The sequence below is a fragment of the Streptomyces sp. NPDC044106 genome, from assembly GCF_056433985.1.
In genome coordinates this window covers 500,042-520,136 of the sequence record NZ_JBWKFZ010000003.1, presented here as the reverse complement: position 1 = coordinate 520,136, position 20,095 = coordinate 500,042, and the positions used below count along the sequence as shown (strand labels likewise).

Genomic DNA, 20,095 nt, shown 5'->3' with positions numbered 1-20,095 from the left:
TGGGGCTCCGTGCGCCGAGCGTGCGTGCCGGGCGCCGGGGCGCAGGCGGGGGTTCAAAGACAGGCTATTAGAGCCTCCACCAGGGTCAGAACTCGTCGACCGTGTGCGGGAGTCGCGTGGTGTGCAGCGCCGCGTCCAGCGCCGCCGTCGTCCCCGGCGTGTGTTCCGTCGCCAGGCCCGCACGGACGAGGGCGTCGATCCGCGTACCGCCCAGGTAGGCCGCGGCCAGGTCGCGCGCGTCGATGGTGAGGTCCGCCGGGCGGCTGTGCGCCCTCTCGTACGTACAACCGTCGGGGGACGCCGTCAGGCGGTGGCGGCCCGCGTTGGCCGGGAGGCGGTCGTCCCGTACGTCGAGGACCGCGTCCACCGGCGCCGCCCAGGAGCGGGCGGTGAGCGCGGCACGCACGTCGATCAGGCGGAGCCACAGGGCGGGGAACTCGCCCGTGACGCGCACCTGGTCGCGGTCGGCGGCGAAGAGGTGCAGCGGGTCGTCGACGGGGCGGCCCCAGGCACGGATCAGGCCCGTCAGGTCGATCGACGCGAGATAGCGCCAGAGCGCGGCCGCGGCGGCCGGTGTGTCGGCCTCCAGCTCGTCCAGGCGGACCAGGCCGGGGGCGTCGTCTCTGGTCTTGGTGCGGTAGACCGCGTACCCGGCGACCGGTTCTCCCGGGGCGCCGAGGACGACCACGCGGGCCGGTGACAGCTCGTCGTCCTCCTCGTCCTCCTCCACCAGCCACTCCTCGCGCCACCACGCCTCACTGCGGGCGATGCGTCCCGCGCGCTCGGCGCGTGTGCGGTCGTAGTACTCGCCGAGCAGGCCGGGGGCGTCGGCCGGGGGGATCAGGCGCAGCGGGCGGTCGTCGGGGGTGATGCGCAGGGCCAGCGGGCGCCGGGAGTCGATCTCGATGGTGTGGCCGTAGGTGGCCGTGCCGAAGCCGAACCTGCCGTAGATCGAGTCCTCCGACGCCCACAGGGACGCGATCGGCGAACCCTCGCCCGCCGCTCTCGCGAACAGCTCCGCGAGCATCCCGGACAGCACGCCGCGCCGTCGGTGGGTCGGGGCGACCGAGACGAAGGTCAGGCAGGGGCAGGGCAGTTCGCCGCCCGGAACCGACAGAGTGAAGGGGAAGGCGGCGACGAACCCGACGAGTTCGCCGTTCTCGTACGCGCCGATGCGGGTGCAGCCGCGCAGCAGGTCGTGGTGGTGCTTGCGCTTCTCGTCCTCCGGGCTCTCGTGGAAGACGAGGTAGGCGAGGGAGAGCGCGCGGTCGATCGCCGTCTCGGGGATGTCGCGGAACTGGACGGTTTCCATACCCATATAACGGACGGTAGTTCCCGGAATGGGGACGGGCATCCGAATTTGTGCGCCAACCCCATCGCGTCGCGGGGGCGCGGGGTCGCGGGATCACGGGATCAGGACCACCTTGCCCATCGTTTCGCGGTTGCGCAGCGCGCGGTGGGCCGCTGCCGCCTCCGCGAGGGGGTAGCGCTGCACGGCCGGCGTGAAGTGGCCGAGTCTCCCGGCGGTGAGAGCGGCCAGTTCGAGGGCTCGGGTGGGGTTGTCGCCGCCCGTCCTGCGCATCATCGCCGGGCCGAGGACGTCGATCCGCTTGATCCCGCGAGCGGCCAGCTCCCCCTCGGTGAAACTGAGTTCCGCGCCGTCGCCGGAGCCCCGGCCGGACCAGCCGAAGACGAGGTGGAGGCCGCCGGGGCCGAGCAGGTCGACCGCGGCACGGCCCGCCCTGCCGCCCACGCCGTCGAAGACGACGGTGGCCGCGCGGCCGTCCAGCTGCTCCGCGAGGTACGCGCGGACCTCCTCCGGCCACGCCGGGTCCGTGTAGTCCACGGCCAGGTCGGCGCCGTTCGCGCGGACCCGGTCCGTCTTCTCCGGGCCGCCCGCCAGGCCGATCACCGTGGCGCCCCGGTGTGTTGCGTACCTCGTGAGGAGCGTGCCGATGCCGCCCGCGGCCGCGGGGATGACGGCCACGGAGTTCCGGGTCAGCTTCGCGAACTGGAGGATCCCCATCGTCGTACGCCCCGTGCCGATCAGGGCGACCGCCTCCGCGGGGTCGAGCCCGTCGGGGACCTCGTGCAGGCGGGACTCCTCGGTGACGGCGCGCTCGGCGTATCCCCCCGGGGCGAAGCCCATGTGGGCGACGACGCGCTTGCCCAGCCAGTGCGCGGGGACGCCGTCGCCGAGCGCGTCGACGGTGCCCGCGACTTCCCTGCCGGGGATGGTGGGCAGGGTGGGGAGCGCGGGGAGCGGGCCCTGTATGCCCTCGCGGATCGTGGTGTCCAGGAGGTGCACGCCGGCTGCCGCCACGGTGATACGGACCTGGCCGGCGGCCGGTTCGGGGATCTCCGTCTCCTCGTGTACGAGGTTCTCGGCGGGGCCGAAGGCGTGGAGGCGGATGGCGTGCATGGTGGGGGTGGGGGTGGGGGTGGGAGTGCGGGGGGTGTCCGTGGTGTCTGCGGTGGCGGTTCTGGTGGGGGCGTGTGTGGCAGCGTGTGTGGTGGGCATCGGGGGGCTCCTCGCTGGGTTCGGCCGGTGCGTGGTGCGGGTCGGCCGGGGGGGCGACTGGGGAGGCGTCGGTACGTCCCCTCACCCTTCAACCTGAAGTGGACTTGAGGTCAAGGGCCGACGATCCGGCCAGCGCGAGCGTGACCGCTTCCAACGCGCTGTTGAACGACACCTCGGACAGCAGGCCCGGCGCCGCGACCTGGTCGCCCGCCAGGTAGATCCCGTCACCGCGGTCGATCGCGGGGCGGTCCCGCCACGTGGTGCCGGGGCGGTCCAGCGCGCCCGTACGGCCGTTGGCGATCGTGGCGCGGCGCCAGGTCAGGCGTTCGCGCCAGCCGGGGTAGCCCAGGTCGAGCAGGCGTTCGGCGCGGGCCACGCCGTCCGCCTTGGTCTCGCCAGGGGCGAGCGGGATCTGCGCCTGTACGAGTTGTTCGCCGTCGGGGGCGAGCGTGTGGTCCTGGGCGGTGAAACGTTCGACCCAACCCGTCCCGTCCAGGTCGGAGATGACGAAGGCGTCGCCCCTGCGGGAACGGAACGCCACGTCGACGAGTGTCGTGCGGCCGCTCTCCCAGTGCAGGGACTCGTCGCCGAGCAGGCGGCGCGCCGAGTCGAGCGACGTCGCGACGACGACCGGGCCGTTCTGCGGCAGTTCGCCCAGGTTGTCGACGCGGTCCAGCGTCTCCGTGCGTACGCCCATGTTCCAGGCGAGCGCGGCCATGCGGTCGATGAGCGAGCCCCAGCCGCCGCGCGGGTAGTGCGCTTCCGGGGGCAGCTTGGCGGCGCGGCGCAGGCGCTCGTGCACGAAGCGGGCGGAGAGCGAGCCGGGGTCGTGGTGGAAGGTGGCCACGGCGACGTAGTGCGCGGCGGCGCGTGCGCCCTCCTCGCCGACCTCCTCCGTCGCCCAGCTCGTGAAGTCGCGGTCCACCGGCGCGTGTTCCGCCTTGCGGCGCAGCAGCTTGAGCATGGCCAGGGGTGGCATGCGACGCAGCTCGCCGTGGTGCAGCAGGCGCAGACGGGCCCCTTCGAGGGGCGGCAGGGGAGCGAGCGGGCCGATGAGGTTGCGCTGCTTGAGCCAGGTCCAGTGCGGGCCGCCGTTGTAGAGGGCGTGCGGGCCCTCGTTCGTCTTGTACGTGCCTTCGGAGGTGCGGGCGCGACCTCCGAGCGTGTGGTGGGCCTCGCGGAGGGTCACGCGGGCGCCTGCCTCGGCGGCGGTGATGGCAGCGGTGAGACCGGCGAAGCCGCCGCCGATGACGGTGAGGTGGCGGGGGCGCGGTGCGGTGCTGGGTTTGGTGCTGGTGTTGGTGGTGGCGTCGGTGTTGGTGTTGTTCTGGGGCATGGGGGTGATCTCCCTGGGGAGTGCTTGGGCTTCACCTCTTGGACGCTCGGGCGTGGGCCGGATGTGACATCGGGATGGGGCGATCTGTCGGGTCGGGGGCCGGGAATGGCTGGATGAGGGGCGTTGTCAGTCCTGGCGTGCACGATGGGGGCATGACTCCGAAAGCGAAACCGGCGCGTGTGGTCAAGGCGGCACAGCGGGTCCAGGTGCGGTTGCCTCCGCTCCGGCCCTTCGACGGAGGCGGTCTCGATCCCGACGGTGACTACGACGGGGTCGAGTTCCGCGGCCTGGACCTCGGCGGGCAGGACGGCGGCGGCGCGCTGTTCATGGACTGCGCGGTGACGGGGTGCGCGGTCGACGGGACCCGGCTCGTCCGGGCGCGGTTCGTCGACTCCGTGCTGACGGAGCCGCGGGGTGTCGGTACGGACCTCGCCGAGGCGTCGCTGCGGGACGTGGAGGTGGTCGACGCGCGGCTCGGTGGCGTACAGATGCACGGGGGCGTGCTGGAGCGGGTGGTCGTGCGGGGCGGGAAGATCGACTACCTGAACCTGCGGCAGGCGCGGTTGCGGGATGTCGTCTTCGAGGAGTGCGTGCTGGTGGAGCCGGACTTCGGGCTTGCCACGCTGGAGCGGGTGGAGTTCCGGGGGTGTGTGGTCCGGGGGGTCGACTTCACGGGGGTGAGGATGACGGACGTGGACTTCCGGGCGGCGGGGGAGCTGGAGATCGCTCGGGGGATCGAGTCTCTGGCCGGGGCGGTGATCAGTCCTGGGCAGTTGGTGGAGTTGGCGCCGGTGTTCGCGGCGCAGGTGGGGGTTCGGGTGGCGTAGGGGTTGCGGGTGCGGGTGCGTTGTGGCTGGGGCGCCTGTTGTTCGGTTGTGGGGCGGGGCCGCGGGGGTATGTGCGTACTCGCTATCCCTGCGTCGCGCTGCCCGAACAATGGGGCTATAGCGTGCTCAGTGCTCCGTTCGCACATACCCCCACGTCCCCTCGCGTCTCGCGCGCGACCGCGGCCCGGTGGGGGTGTAGCCGTGCACACGGCCGGGGGGTTCGGCCCCGGTGTCGGGTGGATGTCGGTGGGGTCGGTGATCTGTCGGTGGTCTGTCGACGGCGGGGCGGACATTGGTGGTGTTCGGCGCCGCTCAAGCGGCGGGCCACCACCTGGAGGAAGTCCCCATGAACACTGACGTCACCATCATCGGTGCCGGGCTCGGCGGCCTCGCGCTCGCCCGGGTTCTGCACGTTCACGGCATACCGGCCACGGTCTACGAGGCGGAGTCGTCGCCGACGGAGCGTTCGCAGGGCGGGATGCTCGACATTCATGATTATAACGGTCAAATCGCCCTTGAGGCGGCCGGGTTGATGGAGGAGTTCCGGGGGCTCATCGTCGAGGGCCGTCAGGCGTTGCGGGTCCTCGACCCGGACGGGAACGTGCTTCTGGAGATGCCCGACGACGGTACCGGCGGGCGTCCCGAGGTGCAGCGCGGTGAGCTGCGGCAGATGCTGCTCGACTCGCTCCCGGCCGGCACCGTGCGGTGGGGTCACAAGGTGAGCGGTGTCCGTTCCCTCGGTGGAGGACGGCACGAGGTGACGTTCGCCGATGGCGGCACCGTCGTCACGCGTCTCCTTGTCGGCGCGGACGGCGCGTGGTCCAAGGTCCGGCCGCTGCTCTCCGACACCGTGCCCGCCTACACCGGCAAGTCGGTCGTCGAGATCTACCTGTTCGATGCCGACACCCGGCACGTGGCCGCCGCGAAGACGGTCGGCGGCGGGTCCATGATCGTGCCCACGCCGGACAAGGACCTCTTCGCGCACCGGGAGAAGGGCGACACCCTGCATGCCTACGTGGGGCTGTCCAAGCCGGAGGAGTGGTTCGGCGGCATCGACTTCAGCGATGGTGCCGCGGCCGCCGCGCGGATCGCGCGGGAGTTCGAAGGATGGGCGCCGGAGCTCGTCGCGCTGATCACCGACGGCGACACCGCGCCGATCCTGCGCCCTCTCTACGCGCTGCCGGTCGAGCACCGGTGGGACCGCGTGGCCGGAGTGACCCTGCTCGGCGACGCCGCCCACCTCTCCGCTCCGAACGGTGAGGGCGCCAACCTGGCCATGCTCGACGGCGCCGAACTCGGCAAGGCCCTCGCCGCCCACCCCGACGACGTCGAGACCGCGCTCGCCGCGTACGAGCAGGCCATGTTCCCGCGCAACGCCGAAGTCCACGAGGCCCACGCCGACCCGGACCAGGACCCGATCGCCCAGTTCACGCAGCATGAGCAGGAGACCAGGCTCTAAGGGGAAGGGCTGGGCTAGCGCGGGAGCCGGGGGAAGCGGGACAGGAGGGACCAGAGCGCGGGGTTGTCCGCGAGGGAGTCGTGCAGGTCCGTGAGGTCCGCCACGAGGTCGTGGAGGAAATCGCGCGCCTCGCGGCGGAGCTCCGCGTGGGAGAAGGAGAGCGGGGGCTCCTCCGGATCCATCCAGTCCGCCTCGATGTCCACCCAGCCGAAACGGCGGGCGAACAGCATGCGGTCGCTCGACTCCGTGAAGTCGAGCTCCGCGTACTGGGGGCGGGAGGCCCGGCTCCCGAGCGGGTCCTTGTCCAGCGTCTCCACGATGTCGCACAGCGCCCACGCGAAGTCCAGGACGGGAACCCATCCCCAGGCTGTGGAGAGTTCCCGGTCCGCCTTGGTGTCCGCCAGGTACACGTCCCCGCAGAAGAGGTCGTGCCGCAGCGTGTGGACGTCCGCTCGGCTGTAGTCCAGCTGAGGGGGGTCAGGGAAGCGGGCGGAGAGCGCGTAGCCGATGTCGAGCACGGTGCCGATGGTGTCATGGCCCGGGCGTGGGGGCGGGAGCGAGGTTCTGACCTGGGGTAATGGTGCCGGGCAAGCGTTCGTATGGTCCGTGCGGCCGGTTCGACCCGAGCGCGGTCACCGCAGCAACCGCTGCTCCTTCGCCACCGCCACCGCGCCCGCCCTGGTGTCCACGCCCAGCTTGTCGTAGATCCGGCCCAGGTGCGTCTTCACCGTGGCCTCGCTGATGAACAGGGCGCGGGCGATCTCGCGGTTGCCGAGGCCCCGGGAGAGCTGGCCGAGGATGTCCCGTTCGCGGTCCGTGAGCGTGGGGTGCGGGGTGCGCATGCGCGCCATGACGCGGGAGGCGACCGGGGGCGAGAGCGTGGTGCGGCCCCGGGCCGCGGCATGGATCGCGGAGAAGAGTTCCTCGGGGCGTTCGGCCTTGAGCAGATAGCCCGTCGCACCCGCCTCGATGGCGCGGGTGATGTCCGCGTCCGTGTCGTAGGTGGTGAGAACCAGGACGTGGGGGGAGGAGGCGTCGTGAGGGGAGGGGGGCCGGGCCGTGATGCGGCGCGTCGCCTCCACGCCGTCGATGCCGTCGCCCAGCTGGAGGTCCATCAGGACCACGTCCGGCGTCAGCTTCGCGGCCAGGGCGATCGCCTCTTCACCCGTGCCCGCCTCACCGACCACCTCGATGTCGGGGGCGCTGCCGAGCAGGGCGAGCAGACCGGCGCGTACGACGGCGTGGTCGTCGCAGACCAGCAGGCGGACCGGGCGGTCGCCGCGGCTGTCGGGGCGGGCGGCGGGGGCGTTCGTCACTGCGGCTCCAACGGGATCGATACGGAGAGGACCGCGCCTTCGCCCGGCGCCGACTCGACCGTCAGTGTGCCGCCGAGCTGCCCGGCCCGGGCCCGGATCGCGGGCAGGCCGTGTCCGCGTACGCCACCGGACGCGTCCGACGGTGCGGTCCTGGTGGGAGGTGTGAAGCCCCGGCCGTCGTCCGCGATGTCCAGGACCACCTGGTCGTCAAGGAGCGTGAGGGTCAGCGCCGCGGTGGTCGCGTGCGCGTGCTCGCGTACGTTGGCCAGCGCGCCCTGCGCGATGCGCAGCAGCGCCGAGCTGACCCGGTCCGGCAGCGGCACGGGGGCGCCCTCCGCGTGGAAGCGGACCGTGAGGCCCGCGTCCGACTCGCGCTCCGCGAGCGCCCGCAGCGCCTGCGCGACGCCACCGCCGTCCGCGAGGTCGGCGGGCGCCAGGTCGTGCACGAAGCGGCGGGCCTCGGCGAGGCCGTGCTCGGTGATCGACTCGGCGGTACGGACGTGGGTGCGGGCCGTCGCCGGGTCCGTGTCCCAGAGGCGGTCCGCCGCCTGGAGCAGCATCTGCTGGCTGGACAGGCCCTGCGCGAGGGTGTCGTGGATCTCCATGGACAGGCGCTGGCGTTCGGCGAGGGTGCCTTCGCGCCGCTCGGTCGCGGCCAGTTCGCGGCGGGTGCGGAGGAGATCGTCGATCAGTTCGCGCTGGCGGGCCGCCTGGCGCTGCATGTGCAGGAACACGGCGGTCGCGACGGCGGCCCAGGCGGGCGGCGCGAGCAGCAGGTTCGGGTCGAAGCGGCCCGCGAGTTGCAACTGTGCGACCACCACGAGGGCGGTCAGGACGGCCACGAGGAAGATCGCGGTGCGCGGCGGGAGCGTACGCAGGCCGGTGTAGAAGAGCGGCACCGCGCACCACGCGAAGCTCGGCGCGAGAACGACGAGCACGACCCAGACGGCGACGACGAGCGTGAGCCAGCCGAGGCGGCGCGGTGCGGTGGGGCGGGCGCCGATGGCGGGGCCGAGTACGTAGAGGAGTGCCAGGGACGCCGAGAGCACGATGATCCACGGCGTACGCGGTTCGCCGGGGTGCCGCATCAGGAAGCGGGCCAGCGAGGAGGCCAGGAGCAGGAAGAACGCCGTGTGCATGACGGCTGCGAGCCAGCGGGCGTCGGGGTCGGGGCTCCGGAGGGCGGGACCCGGCGTGCGCTGTTCCATGTGGGGCACCTCCCTTGCTGAGCTGGGCAAACACCTTCATTGTGGCCCGCTGGGGCCACGAGGGGGTCGACCGATCGGTTGACCCTGGTGTCGGCCGAGTCGCGCGCGGCTGCCGACCGGTATGTCGAGGGGTACGGGAGGGAGTCGGCCGGAGGATCGATGGCAGAGGGAAATCACCCCCCTACCCGGCACCCACGCCCCACTCCCAGGAGTCACCGATGAACAAGCCGTCGCACCGCGCCCGCACCCGCGTCCTCACCCTCGCCGCCACCGCCGCCGTCCTCGGTGCCGGTACCTTCGGAGCCGTCTCCGCCACCGCCGGTACCCCCGACGCCGCCGCCAAGGCCGCCGTCACCGCCGACGCGGGCGACAAGAACCTCACGCAGTCGACGCACCTGACCGTCGCCGCGGCCACCAAGGCCGCGCAGGCCACCCTCGACGCCGCGAAGAAGGAGAACCAGCGCGTCTCCGTCGCCATCGTCGACCGCAACGGCAACACCGTCGTCACGCTGCGCGGTGACGGCGCGGGCCCGCAGTCGTACGAGTCCGCCGAGAAGAAGGCGTACACCGCCGTCTCCTGGAACGCGCCCACCTCCGAACTGGCCCAGCGCCTGGAGAAGACCCCGAACCTGAAGGACATCCCCGGCACGCTATTCCTCGCGGGCGGCGCGCCGGTCACGGCCAAGGGCGCGCCCGTCGCGGGCATCGGTGTCGCGGGCGCCCCGAGCGGCGACCTGGACGAGAAGCTCGCGAAGGCGGGGGTGGCGGCGCTCAGCCGTTGAGCCGGACCCCAGGTCAGAGCCCCCTACAGATGCCGTATCGCACATTTGCCGCATAAGATCACCGCCGTGGACCTGCGATCTCCGGCCGCCCGAGCCGCCACCGTCACCTGCGCCCTCGCCCTGCTCGCCGCGACCGTCGGCGCCTGCGGCGCGGGCGTGGACGGCACGCCGGGCGCCGACGGGGTGCGCGACCCGTACTTCCCGAAGCTGGGCAACGGCGGGTACGACGTGGCGCACTACGGCCTGACCCTCGACTACGAGCCCGGCTCCCGGCACCTCACGGGCACCGCCGAGATCACCGCCCGCGCCACCAAGAACCTCAGCTCCTTCAACCTCGACCTCAAGGGCCTGGACGTCTCGGGCATCACCGTCGAGGGCAAGGCGGCCCGCTTCCAGCGCGCCGGTCAGGAGTTGCGGGTCCGTCCGGCCGACGAGCTCGACCGGGGCGAGACGTTCCGCGCGACCGTCCGCTACTCCGGCACCCCGCAGACCGTCACCGACAAGGACGACTCCGAGGAGGGCTGGCTCAGGACGGCGGACGGCGCGCTCGCGCTCGGTGAGCCGGCCGGGTCCATGGCGTGGTTCCCCGGCAACCACCACCCGAGCGACAAGGCGTCGTACGACATAGAGATCACCGTCCCCAAGGGCCTGAAGGCCGTGTCGAACGGTGAGTTGACCCGCGAGTCGGCCAAGGGCGGGCGCACCACCTTCGCCTGGCACAGCGCCGAGCCGATGGCGAGCTATCTGGCGACCGTGGCGATCGGGAAGTACGAGATGCGGACGTCGACGACGGACGACGGGCTGCCCGTCGTCACCGCCGTCGACTCCACGCAGGTGAAGGAGGGGAAGAAGGCGATCGCGAAGATTCCCGGCATCATCGAGTGGGGGGAGTACAACTTCGGTCCGTACCCCTTCTCCTCGGTCGGCGCGATCGTCGAGCGCGAGGGGGACGCGGGGTACGCCCTGGAGACCCAGACCCGGCCCGTCTTCCCCGGCGCCCCCGGCACCGAACTCCTCGTCCACGAGCTGGCCCACCAGTGGTTCGGCGACTCCGTCACCCCCAAGTCGTGGCGCGACATGTGGCTCAACGAGGGCTTCGCGACGTACGCGCAGTGGCTCTACGAGGAGGACCACGACGGCGACAGCGCGCAGAAGACCTTCGACGCGCTCTACAAGGGCGACTACTACGAGGACGCGGAGGACAACGAGGCGATCTGGGCCTTCCCGCCCGCCAGGCCCACGGACGCCGCGCACATCTCCGATCCGCCCGTCTACGACCGGGGCGCGATGGTGATCCACAAGATCCGTCAGGCGGTCGGCGACGACGCGTTCTACGAGATCGTGCAGGGCTGGACGAAGACGTACCGGCACAAGAACGCGGACACCGGGGACTTCACCGAGTACGTCGAGAAGCACGCTGGCGGCGACGCGGCGCGGCGGAAGGTCGGCCGGATCTGGGGCGACTGGCTGTACGGGGACGGGAAGCCGGACCACCCCTGAGAGCCTGTCCGGCGAGACGCGCCGGACAGGCCACCCTTGGCCGACGCGCTCCTCGTCCGGCCGGCGCGCTCCTCGTCTAGCCGACGGGCTTCTCGTCGCGCGTCTCGGGGGCGCGTCGCAGCTTGCGCAGTTCACGCCACTCGCCGACCGCCGCCCAGGCCGAGCAGCCGAAGGCGCCGATGTAGCAGGCGAGCCAGCCCGAACCGCGCTCCGCGTCGAGCATCAGGTCCACGGCGAGGGCGGCGAAGAACAGGGACGAGAGAAGGGAACCGGTCAACTTCTGGCGGGCGATGCGCTGTTTCCTGCGCGGGCCTGCGGAGAGGCGCATGGCGTAGATCTCGACGTCACCGAAGACGTCCTTCGCGGGCCCGGCCTCCGGGTCGCTGGCGAGATGCTGCCGGGCCTCGCGCACATGGCCGCGCGCCTCGGCGGCCCGCATGCCGTGCCGCCCGCGCAGGAGGCCTTCCAGTCGGGCGAGCCAGCGTTCGTCGTCGGAGCCGCCGTCCGCACGCGCGGGCGTGAACCAGCTGTTGATGGTGTCCTCGGGGAGCAGGAAGGCGCAGGCGGCCCAGGCGGCGCCGATCAGCATGACCACCGGGGCGGGCACCCGGAACAGCTCCCCCTCCGGCATGGCCGCGGCGATCGCGGACCCGCCCGCGATGGCGGCGACCATCCCCGCGAGGAAGGCCCACATGCCGCGCAGCCGCCCGGCCGAGCGGACGATGAAGGCGAGGCACAGGAGGGAGACGGCGACCACGACGGCCGCGCTTCCGGCGAGCGAGGCCCAGCTGATCCCGATCCAGAGCCCGTCCTGGATCCAGTAGAGGCCGAAGAGGGCGAACACGAGGAAGCCGAACGTCCCGAATGACGCGACGACCCGGTCGCCGGGGCGCATGCCGTGTGTGTCGATGCCGGCCCGGTACCGCTCGCTGACGCGCTCCTTGGCGACCGTACGGGCGTACGCGACGGGGTCGCCGAGCACGTCGACGGCGGGCTGCCCGGCCTCGGCCACGAGCTGGTGGGCCTCGGCGAGTATCTCCTCGGCGAACCCGGCCGGCGCCTCCTCGTCGAGCGCGAGCCGCACGTGGACGGTGTCGGCCCAGTCCTGGTCCTCCTCGCGTTCCCAACGGAGTTCGGCGTTACGTGTCTTGGTCATCGTCATCCCCCTTCGCCGGGAGGAGCGAGGCGACGGTCCGGGAGAAGTCCCCCCAAGCGGCCTGGTCACGCCGCAGCCTCGCTCGCCCCTCCTCGGTGATCCGGTAGTACTTGCGTCCGGGCCCGCCTTCTCCGGCCCCCCACTCGACCTCGACGGCACCTTCCTCTTCGAGGCGGGTGAGCGCGGGGTAGAGGGTCGCCGCCTTGACTCCTTCGAGCCCGGCGTCACCGAGCCGGCTGAGCAGGGCGTACCCGTAGCTCTTCTCCTCACCGTCGAGGATGCCGAGCAGGCACAGGGGGAGGGCGGCACGGGTCCAGACGGCTGGCGCGGAGGTCACGGGTCCCGGCTTTCTGGATAGTGGACTATTTGGGTTTCCGTAATAGTAGATCATCCGGAAGTGAGAGGCTGCCGCGCCGCGCCCGCGTGCCGGGCGTCGGGGCGCAGACGGGGGTTCAAAGACAGGCTCTCAGTGGCGAACCAAGCAGAACGGGTGTCCCGCCGGGTCCGCGTACACCCGCCAGCCGCCGCCCCCGGACTCCTTGTCCAGGACCGTCGCGCCCGCGGTCAGTACCTGCTCGTGGGCGGCTTCGAGGTCGGGGACCTGGAAGTCGAGGTGGAACTGTTGGGGAGCGGACGGGTCGGGCCAGCGGGGCGGGGTGTAGGGCGTCACGCGTTGGAAGGCCAGGACCAGGCCCGTCGGGGTGTGCAGGGTCGACCAGTGTTCGCCCAGGGACCAGCGGGGATCCGGGGAGTTCACCGAGCCGCCGATGAGGGCGCGGTAGAACTCCGCGAGGGGCAGGGGCTCGGCGCAGTCCAGGACCACGCACTGCATTTCGGCGATCATGGGCGCACAGCGTACGGCTCCGGCCCGGGCACGCCGAAGGGCCCCGGCGGCGGTCTTGCCGGAGCCCTTCGGGTGTGTCAGCAGGTCACGTCGTGTCAGACGTTGACGCCGAAGTCCTGCGCGATGCCGACCAGGCCCGAGGCGTAGCCCTGGCCGACCGCGCGGAACTTCCACTCCGCGCCGTTGCGGTACAGCTCGCCGAAGACCATGGCGGTCTCGGTCGCGGCGTCCTCGGAGAGGTCGTAACGCGCGATCTCCGTGCCACCCGCCTGGTTGATGATGCGGATGAACGCGTTGCGGACCTGGCCGAAGTTCTGCGAGCGGTTCTCGGCGTCGTAGATCGAGACCGGGAAGACGATCTTCTCGATGTCGGCCGGCAGGCCTTCGAGGTTCACGTTGATCTGCTCGTCGTCGCCCTCGCCCTGGCCCGTGACGTTGTCACCGGTGTGGACGATGGTCTGGTCCGGCGTCGCCTTGTTGTTGAAGAAGACGAAGTGGCCGTCCGAGTAGACCTTGCCCTGCGTGTTCACCGCGATCGCGGAGGCGTCCAGGTCGAAGTCGGTGCCAGTGGTGGTGCGGACGTCCCAGCCGAGCCCCACGGTGACGGCGGTCAGGCCCGGAGCCTCCTTGGTGAGCGAGACGTTGCCACCCTTGGACAGGCTTACTGCCATTGTTGGGAGTCCCTTCCCTCGTTTACGACGCACCGCCCTGCGCGGGCCGTGCGTACGGGCTTCGTACTGGGGACGAAGCTACCTTCACTCCTACCAACGCCGACCGGGGTCCCCAAGGTTCCGCTTCGCTTTACTTTCTTTACCCGTAGGTTTCCGCGCCCCGGGAAAAGAGCGTGACGTGAGCCCGACAGGCGCGCGACCATGGAGGCATGTCCGGTCCCTATGTAATCCGCGGTTCGGTCTCCCTGCCGGAGGCCGAGCTCATGTGGCGTTTCTCGCGGTCTTCCGGGCCGGGCGGGCAGCACGTCAACACCAGTGACTCCCAGGTCGAGCTGCGGTTCGACCTCGCGGGCACCGACGCGCTCCCCGAGGTGTGGAAGGAGCGCGCCCTGGAGCGCCTGGCCTCCCGGCTCGTCGACGGCGTCGTCAGCGTACGGGCCAGTGAGCACCGTTCGCAGTGGCGGAACCGGGAGATGGCCGCCGCTCGGCTCGCCTCCCTGCTCGCCGAGGCGAGTGCGCCGCCGCCCAAGCCGCGGCGCGCCACGAAGGTTCCTCGCGGCATCAACGAACGGCGCCTCCGTACGAAGAAGGCGCGCAGCGAGACCAAGCGGGGGCGCTCCGGGCAGGGGTGGGGCTAGCGCTGTCCCGACAGGGGTGCGGGTGCGGGGCGCTGCGTGGTCCGTGGTCCGTGCCCCACACCCCTCACGGAGCCGCAGGCGCGTCTGCCGGGGTCCCGGGTGTTGCGGCTGCGGCCGCGTCGTGGTTGCTCGCACAGTTCCCCGCGCCCCTGACGGGCCGCTCGCGCGCCCTACCCCAGCTGGCGGTACTTGCCCCGGAAGTACGTCAGCGGGCCGCCCTCGCCGCTCGGCAGCGACGCGGTCAGGACTCGGCCGATCACCAGCGTGTGGTCGCCCGCCGTCACCGTCTGCTCCGTGCGGCACTCCAGGGTCGCCAGCGCGCCGCCGACCAGCGGGGCGCCCGACACCGCACCCCGCACGTACGGGATGTCCTCGAAGAGCAGGCGGTCGCTGATGCGGCCCTTCATGGCGAAGCGACCCGCGATGTGGCGCTGGCTCTCGGCCAGGACCGACACCGCCCACAGCGGCTGCTCGGCGAGCAGGTCGTCCATGCGGGAGCCCTCGCGCAGGCTCACCATGACCAGGGGCGGGTCGAGGGAGACCGACAGGAAGGCCGTGGCCGTCATGCCCACGTCCTCGCCCGCGGGGGCGCCCGGGTCGTCCGGGTCCAGGCCCGGCTCGCGCGCCGTCACCAGGACCACCCCCGCGGCCAGCCGGGACATCGCCGCGCGGAACTCGTCGTTGCTCACCCCATCAGCATGCCCATCCGATGACGGGTGCCGTGGGGTGGGCGGGGCCGGGAGAGTCTTCAGTACGTGAGCCACGAGTTCGAAGCTAGCCCGTGCGCACGCCTCGAAACATCGGGCTCTGGGCCCAGACCGGTCCTAGGTCCGACGGCCGACACCACCGGGAGGGACCGGGAAGGACTCGAGTGGCACGCAGTGCCTCTTGCCGGTGGACTAGTCCAAGGGACTGGACCAACGGCGGCGCCCCGCCTGTGACTTGAGTCACAGGGCCCATATTTTGTTGACCCTGTGTACCGAGTGGGCAGCTCGCTGTGATTCAGTGACGGTGGCAATAAGACACTGAGGGCACCAATGGCACAAGGGCGCGGAAGAGGCCACTGCCGCAGAGGCGCCGGAGAAGCACGAATCACGCCGGAGAAGCACGCATCACGAAGCACGGCACAGAGGAACACTGCGGGCGCTGCGCATCCTGGAGTTGCTGTCGAGGTCTCGGGGAGAACGAGCATGGAGACCGAGTCGGAGCCGTACGTCCGTCTTGCGACCCTGCGGCAGCTGCACCAGGTGGTAGCGGAGCTGAATACGGCCCGGAGCCTGGCGGACACGCTGCAGACCGTCGCCGACGGCGTCGTCAACGGCCTTGGCTATGAGCTGGCCTGTGTCAATCTCGTGCGCCCGGACGGCGACCTCGTCGTCGCCGCCTTCGCGGGCAACCCCTCCGCCGAGGCTCTCATCACCGGACGCGTCGGCTCCAGGGACGCCTGGGAGCGCCGCCTCGCCATGGGCGAGGCCTGGGGCGCCCTGCGCTTCATCTCGTACACCGAGGGCTGGGTCCTCGACGACGACGACGTACCGCAGTGGTACACCGAAGGGCCCGAGCCCCGCTTCGAGGACGAGTGGCACCCCTCGGACCGGCTCTTCGCCCCCATGTACGCGACCGGCGCGGCCGGCGGCGAACTGCTCGGCGTGATCTCCGTGGACCGGCCCCGCAACGGCCGCAGACCCGGCGCCTGGGGCCGTGAGGCCCTCCAGATGTACGCCTTCCAGGCCGCCATCGCGATCAGCAACGCCCGCCTGCGCGCCAACATGCAGCGTGCCCTGGTGCGCCTGGAGCGGGAGCAGCAGGCACTGCGGGCCAGCGAGGAGAGCTTCCGGCAGGCCTTCGAGTACGCGCCGTCCGGCATGGCCATCGCCGAGATGGGCGGCGACCAGCACGGGCGGATCCTGCGGACGAACGACGCGCTCTGTCGACTCCTCGGCAGGCCCGCGTCGGCCATGCGGCGCTACTCGTTCTCCGATCTCGTGCACCCCGAAGACATCGGGACGCTCCTGCGCACCTCCGCCGAGGGCGGCCGCGCCGAGCTGCGCCTCGCGCGGCGCGACGGAACGTACGTGTGGGTGAGCCTGCGCAACTCCGTCGTGGCCGACGCCGCCGACGGGCCCCGCTTCCTGCTGACCCACGTCGAGGACATCGAGGAGCGCAAGCGCCGCGAGCTCCAGCTCGCCCACCGGGCCAGCCACGACTCGCTGACCGGACTGCCCAACTCCGCCGAACTGCGGGCCAGGCTCGGCGCCCGCCTCTGCCGCAGGCCGCACGCGGGCCGGCCAAGCGCCGTGGACTCCCTCGACGCCGCCTACGAGCACGGCTTCGACTTCGGGCCCGCCGCCCACCAGCAGGACGACGGGTTCGACCACCACGTCCACACCGTGGCCCCCGAGGGCGGGGAGAACGACGTGGACGACGGCACCAAGGGCCTCGCCGTCCTCTTCTGCGACCTGGACGGCTTCAAGTCGATCAACGACAGGTTCGGGCACCACACCGGTGACGCCGTGCTCATCGAGGTCGCCAGGCGGCTGACCAGCGGGGTGCGGGACGGTGACACGGTGGCGCGGCTCGGCGGCGACGAGTTCGTGGTGCTCGCCGACGGGCTCGGCCGCGCCGACGCGCAGGACCTTGCCGTCCGGCTGCGGAACGCGATCATCCCGCCGATCCGCGTCGATGGACGGGCCGTCCGCGTGGGGGCCAGTTTCGGCATCGGCTGGGCGCACTGCGGGATGTCGGCCGACGAGGTGTTGCACTCGGCCGACCAGCGGATGTACGTGGAGAAACGCTCCCGTGCCAAGCAGCACCGGCGGGCCGGGTAGCGGTCTCGATGAGGTGGACGCCACCCCTTGGGCCCGTGCGGACCGGGTAGGCTCCCCGCGTCAGCGATGTGAGGGAGTGACCAGGGAATGACGCCCGGCAATAACGGCGAGACCACGCCGAGCGCGCCGCAGGGCGACGACGATCCGTTCGGCTACCTGTACGAGGACGGACAGGCGGCCGGAGCGACCCCGCCCAGCGGTGGGGGCGGCTACGGGTACCCGGGTCCCCGCTCCTCGTACAACCACGTCAGGGCGGTCGGCGACCGGCGCCCCTACACGCCGCAGCAGGGCCAACAGCCGTACGGGCAGCAGACGTACGGCCAGCAGGTGCCGCAGCAGCAGGCCCAGCAGCCCTATGGGCGGCCCAACGCCCACTACACCGCGCCGGAGGCCCAGCCAGGCGGCGCGCCCGTCACCTCGCCGCAGTACGCGCCCGCGGGCGGCGGCGGGGGCCGCGGCCGGGGGCCGAACACGAAGGGGCTGCTGATCGCCGCCATCGCCGTGGTGGCCGTGGTCGCCATCGGCATCGGTGCCGCGATGATCTTCGGTCGCAACGACGACAAGAGCGGCGGCGACACGGACGCCGGCGGGAAGCCGACGCAGGCCGAGTCCGTCAAGCCGAGCGAGAAGCCGAGCAAGAAGCCCGAGAAGAAGGTCGACCTGCCCAAGACGGACGCGAAGGCCCTGAAGCTGGAGGGCGGCACGACGACGGCGTCCGACGTGGCGGGCGCCAAGGCGGACGGCGGCGTCTACGTGGCCGGGTTCGACAAGGTCGGCGCCCAGGTCACCTGGACCGTCAACGGCATCCCCAAGTCCGGCTCGTACAGCCTGCGCGTGAACTACGGCGTGCCCGGCAAGGACTCCAACGCCACCATCCTCGTCAACGGCAAGAAGCAGACCCGCCCCCTGAACATGACGAACTTCGCCCACGCGGAGGAAGGTTCCTGGGACAAGGGCTGGACCAACACCTGGGCCGTGGTCCAGCTCACCAAGGGCACCAACACCATCACGCTCACCTGCGCGCAGAGCGACCTGTGCGGGACGACCGGGGCGAACATCGACCAGATGTGGCTCGTGAAGGGCAGCAACGGCTAGGGCCTGTCTTTCGGATCAGGCCGGACCCCGCGACCCCATGGGGCCCTCCTGGGGTTGCGTCAGCGTTACGTCAGCAGCCCCAGGAAGCCCGCCACCGTCCCGGCCATCGCCTCGCGAGCCGGGGCGAGGTATTTCCGGGGGTCGACGCCCTTCTCGTGGGCGTCCAGGTAGGCGCGGACCTCGCCGGTGAACGCCGTGTTGAGGGCCGTGCCCACGTTGATCTTCACCATGCCGGAGGCGATGGCGCGGCGGATCTGCTCGTCCGGTACGCCACTTGAGCCGTGCAGGACGAGGGGCACGGGCACGGCCGCCGCGAGGGCGCCGATCAACTCGTGGTCCAGGGACGCCGTGCGCTCCGTCATCGCGTGCGAGGAGCCGACCGCCACCGCGAGGGCGTCGACGCCCGTCTCCGCCACGTACGCGGCCGCCTCCACCGGATCGGTGCGGACACCCGGCGCGTGCGCGTCCAGCGGGGCCTCGCCCTCCTTGCCGCCCACCGTGCCGAGCTCCGCCTCGACCCAGATGCCGCGCTCGTGGCCCCAGCGCACCGCGTCCGCCGTCGCCTTCACGTTCTCGCCGTACGGCAGCTTTGAGGCGTCGAACATGACGGAGCTGAAGCCCTCCGGGTGGGCCGCGCGCAGCAGTTCGGCGTCCGTCACGTGGTCCAGGTGGAGGGAGAGCCGCGCCGTGGAGGCGCGGGCCACCGCCGCCGTCGCCGCCGCTATCGCGGAGAGCCGGCCGCCGTGGAACTTCACGGCGTTCTCGGATATCTGCAGGATCGCCGGGGCTCCGGCCCGCTCGGCGCCGAGCGCGACCGCCTCCGCGTGCTCCAGGGTGATGACGTTGAACGCGGCGACGCCGTGCCCCGCCGCGCGCGCCCGCGTGACGAGTTCTCCGGTGCTGACCAGTGGCACGTGCTCCCCAATTCCCGGGGCGCTGCACCCCGTTGTGCGGTGGGCTGCTCTACATGGGTACGGACGCCGCGGTGCTCACCGCGACCCGCGGCAGGAGCTCTTCGTACGCGGAGGGGTCGAACTCACCCGCCACCGGCGCCACCACCGTCGCCGCCGACAGCGCCACGGCGCGGGCGAGCCGGTCCGGCCACGGCAGCTGTTCGGCGAGCCCGGAGAGCAGCCCCGCGACCGCCGAGTCACCGGCGCCGGTCGGGTTGCCGCGCACGCGCTCGGGAGGCCGCGCCTGCCAGTTGCCGTCCGGCGTCACGGCGAGGAGCCCCTCGGGGCCGAGCGAGGCGACCACGGCGTGCGCGCCCCTGCGGCGGGCGTCGCGGGTGGCCCGGGACGGCTCGTGGGTGCCGGTCAGCTCGGCGAGTTCGTCGGCGTTGGGCTTGATGATGTCGGGGCGGGCGGCGACGCCGCGGCGCAGCGGTTCGCCGCTGGTGTCGAGCAGGACGGGGACGCGGGCGGCGCGTGCGGCGCGTATGAGCAGGGCGTACGCGCCGACGGGGACGCCGGGCGGCAGGCTGCCGCAGAGCGCTATGGCCGCCGTGCCCGGGCGGTGCGCCAACTCCTCGTAGGCGGCCAGGAAGGCGGCCCATTCGGCGGGCGTGACGGTCGGGCCCGGCTCGTTGAGCTGGGTGGTGTCACCGGTCGCCGCGTCGACCACGGCGAGGGTGCGGCGGGTGGCGCCCGAGATCGGGGCGAGCGCGTCCGTGACGCGGGGTTGTTCGGTGGCGAGCCGCGCGCGCAGGGAGCGGCCGGTGTCGCCGCCCGCGAAACCGGTGACCGTCACGTCGTGGCCGAGGGCGGCGAGCACGCGGGCGACGTTCAGGCCCTTGCCGCCGGGGCGCTCGGTCACCTCGGTGACGCGGTGCGAGGCGTGCGGGGTGAGGGCGGGCACGCGGTAGGTCAGGTCGACGGCGGCGTTCAACGTGACGGTGAGGATCATCCGTGCCAC

General features: G+C 72.1%; 20 protein-coding genes. 7 read left to right on the top strand and 13 right to left on the bottom strand.

Annotation, left to right across the window (positions count from 1 at the left end; all coding sequences use genetic code 11):
• Window positions 1–85: 85 nt before the first annotated feature.
• The 3 genes from AC07DI_RS07465 to AC07DI_RS07455 form a co-directional block, all read right to left on the bottom strand.
• On the bottom strand, window positions 86–1,312 hold the full coding sequence (locus tag AC07DI_RS07465; RefSeq protein WP_478902869.1) for a GNAT family N-acetyltransferase: 1,227 nt from the start codon (window positions 1,310–1,312) through the stop codon (window positions 86–88).
• 93 nt (window positions 1,313–1,405) lie between these two features.
• Window positions 1,406–2,422, bottom strand: a complete 1,017-nt coding sequence (locus AC07DI_RS07460; protein ID WP_478902868.1) for a zinc-binding dehydrogenase — start codon at window positions 2,420–2,422, stop codon at window positions 1,406–1,408.
• 187 nt (window positions 2,423–2,609) lie between these two features.
• Complete coding sequence (locus tag AC07DI_RS07455; RefSeq protein ID WP_478902813.1) at window positions 2,610–3,857, bottom strand: NAD(P)-binding protein; 1,248 nt, start codon at window positions 3,855–3,857, stop codon at window positions 2,610–2,612.
• Between the two features lie 152 nt (window positions 3,858–4,009).
• Here AC07DI_RS07455 and AC07DI_RS07450 point away from each other — a divergent pair, with 152 nt between their 5' ends.
• Window positions 4,010–4,684 carry a pentapeptide repeat-containing protein gene (locus AC07DI_RS07450; RefSeq protein WP_478902811.1) on the top strand — a complete coding sequence of 225 codons (675 nt, stop codon included), beginning with the start codon at window positions 4,010–4,012 and terminating at the stop codon, window positions 4,682–4,684.
• A 346-nt stretch (window positions 4,685–5,030) separates the two neighbouring features.
• Window positions 5,031–6,143 carry an FAD-dependent oxidoreductase gene (locus AC07DI_RS07445; protein ID WP_478902809.1) on the top strand — a complete coding sequence of 371 codons (1,113 nt, stop codon included), beginning with the start codon at window positions 5,031–5,033 and terminating at the stop codon, window positions 6,141–6,143.
• A 14-nt stretch (window positions 6,144–6,157) separates the two neighbouring features.
• Here AC07DI_RS07445 and AC07DI_RS07440 read toward each other — a convergent pair whose 3' ends face one another.
• The 3 genes from AC07DI_RS07440 to AC07DI_RS07430 form a co-directional block, all read right to left on the bottom strand.
• Window positions 6,158–6,661, bottom strand: a complete 504-nt coding sequence (locus AC07DI_RS07440) for a hypothetical protein (RefSeq protein WP_384263196.1) — start codon at window positions 6,659–6,661, stop codon at window positions 6,158–6,160.
• A gap of 114 nt (window positions 6,662–6,775) precedes the next feature.
• Entirely contained in the window at window positions 6,776–7,459 is a 684-nt protein-coding gene (locus tag AC07DI_RS07435; RefSeq protein WP_478902808.1) for a response regulator, read from the bottom strand.
• Window positions 7,456–8,667, bottom strand: a complete 1,212-nt coding sequence (locus AC07DI_RS07430; RefSeq protein WP_384263190.1) for a sensor histidine kinase — start codon at window positions 8,665–8,667, stop codon at window positions 7,456–7,458. Before AC07DI_RS07430 ends, AC07DI_RS07435 begins: the two co-directional genes overlap by 4 nt.
• 218 nt (window positions 8,668–8,885) lie before the next feature.
• Between AC07DI_RS07430 and AC07DI_RS07425 the strand changes: the two genes are divergently transcribed.
• Both AC07DI_RS07425 and AC07DI_RS07420 read left to right on the top strand, forming a co-directional pair.
• The gene (locus AC07DI_RS07425; protein ID WP_478902807.1) at window positions 8,886–9,449 is read left to right on the top strand and encodes a GlcG/HbpS family heme-binding protein; all 564 of its coding nucleotides are present in this window, start codon (window positions 8,886–8,888) and stop codon (window positions 9,447–9,449) included.
• Between the two features lie 72 nt (window positions 9,450–9,521).
• Window positions 9,522–10,949, top strand: a complete 1,428-nt coding sequence (locus AC07DI_RS07420) for a M1 family metallopeptidase (RefSeq protein WP_478902866.1) — start codon at window positions 9,522–9,524, stop codon at window positions 10,947–10,949.
• 76 nt (window positions 10,950–11,025) lie between these two features.
• Here the strand turns inward: AC07DI_RS07420 and AC07DI_RS07415 are convergent, their stop codons facing one another.
• The 4 genes from AC07DI_RS07415 to AC07DI_RS07400 all read right to left on the bottom strand — a co-directional run bounded on the left by AC07DI_RS07415 (window position 11,026) and on the right by AC07DI_RS07400 (window position 13,620).
• A complete protein-coding gene (locus AC07DI_RS07415; RefSeq protein WP_478902805.1) occupies window positions 11,026–12,105 on the bottom strand; it encodes a hypothetical protein in 1,080 nt (359 codons plus the stop codon).
• Window positions 12,089–12,442, bottom strand: coding sequence for a PadR family transcriptional regulator (locus AC07DI_RS07410; RefSeq protein WP_384263181.1), 354 nt, complete (start codon window positions 12,440–12,442; stop codon window positions 12,089–12,091). Before AC07DI_RS07410 ends, AC07DI_RS07415 begins: the two co-directional genes overlap by 17 nt.
• Window positions 12,443–12,571: 129 nt before the next feature.
• The gene (locus AC07DI_RS07405; protein ID WP_384263178.1) at window positions 12,572–12,949 is read right to left on the bottom strand and encodes a VOC family protein; all 378 of its coding nucleotides are present in this window, start codon (window positions 12,947–12,949) and stop codon (window positions 12,572–12,574) included.
• Between the two features lie 95 nt (window positions 12,950–13,044).
• The gene (locus AC07DI_RS07400) at window positions 13,045–13,620 is read right to left on the bottom strand and encodes a TerD family protein (RefSeq protein WP_384256824.1); all 576 of its coding nucleotides are present in this window, start codon (window positions 13,618–13,620) and stop codon (window positions 13,045–13,047) included.
• Window positions 13,621–13,829: 209 nt separating this feature from the next.
• Here AC07DI_RS07400 and arfB point away from each other — a divergent pair, with 209 nt between their 5' ends.
• On the top strand, window positions 13,830–14,258 hold the full coding sequence (gene arfB / locus AC07DI_RS07395) for an alternative ribosome rescue aminoacyl-tRNA hydrolase ArfB (protein ID WP_384256826.1): 429 nt from the start codon (window positions 13,830–13,832) through the stop codon (window positions 14,256–14,258).
• A gap of 170 nt (window positions 14,259–14,428) precedes the next feature.
• Here arfB and AC07DI_RS07390 read toward each other — a convergent pair whose 3' ends face one another.
• On the bottom strand, window positions 14,429–14,920 hold the full coding sequence (locus AC07DI_RS07390) for a flavin reductase family protein (protein WP_384257006.1): 492 nt from the start codon (window positions 14,918–14,920) through the stop codon (window positions 14,429–14,431).
• A gap of 528 nt (window positions 14,921–15,448) precedes the next feature.
• Here AC07DI_RS07390 and cdgB point away from each other — a divergent pair.
• Both cdgB and AC07DI_RS07380 read left to right on the top strand, forming a co-directional pair.
• Window positions 15,449–17,086, top strand: a complete 1,638-nt coding sequence (cdgB, locus tag AC07DI_RS07385) for a diguanylate cyclase CdgB (RefSeq protein ID WP_384256828.1) — start codon at window positions 15,449–15,451, stop codon at window positions 17,084–17,086.
• An 87-nt stretch (window positions 17,087–17,173) separates the two neighbouring features.
• Window positions 17,174–18,181 carry a carbohydrate-binding protein gene (locus tag AC07DI_RS07380; RefSeq protein ID WP_384256831.1) on the top strand — a complete coding sequence of 336 codons (1,008 nt, stop codon included), beginning with the start codon at window positions 17,174–17,176 and terminating at the stop codon, window positions 18,179–18,181.
• A 65-nt stretch (window positions 18,182–18,246) separates the two neighbouring features.
• Here the strand turns inward: AC07DI_RS07380 and AC07DI_RS07375 are convergent, their stop codons facing one another.
• Window positions 18,247–19,095, bottom strand: a complete 849-nt coding sequence (locus AC07DI_RS07375; RefSeq protein WP_478902803.1) for a class II fructose-bisphosphate aldolase — start codon at window positions 19,093–19,095, stop codon at window positions 18,247–18,249.
• Window positions 19,096–19,144: 49 nt separating this feature from the next.
• The gene (locus AC07DI_RS07370; RefSeq protein WP_478902801.1) at window positions 19,145–20,086 is read right to left on the bottom strand and encodes a 1-phosphofructokinase family hexose kinase; all 942 of its coding nucleotides are present in this window, start codon (window positions 20,084–20,086) and stop codon (window positions 19,145–19,147) included.
• Window positions 20,087–20,095 lie beyond the last annotated feature (9 nt).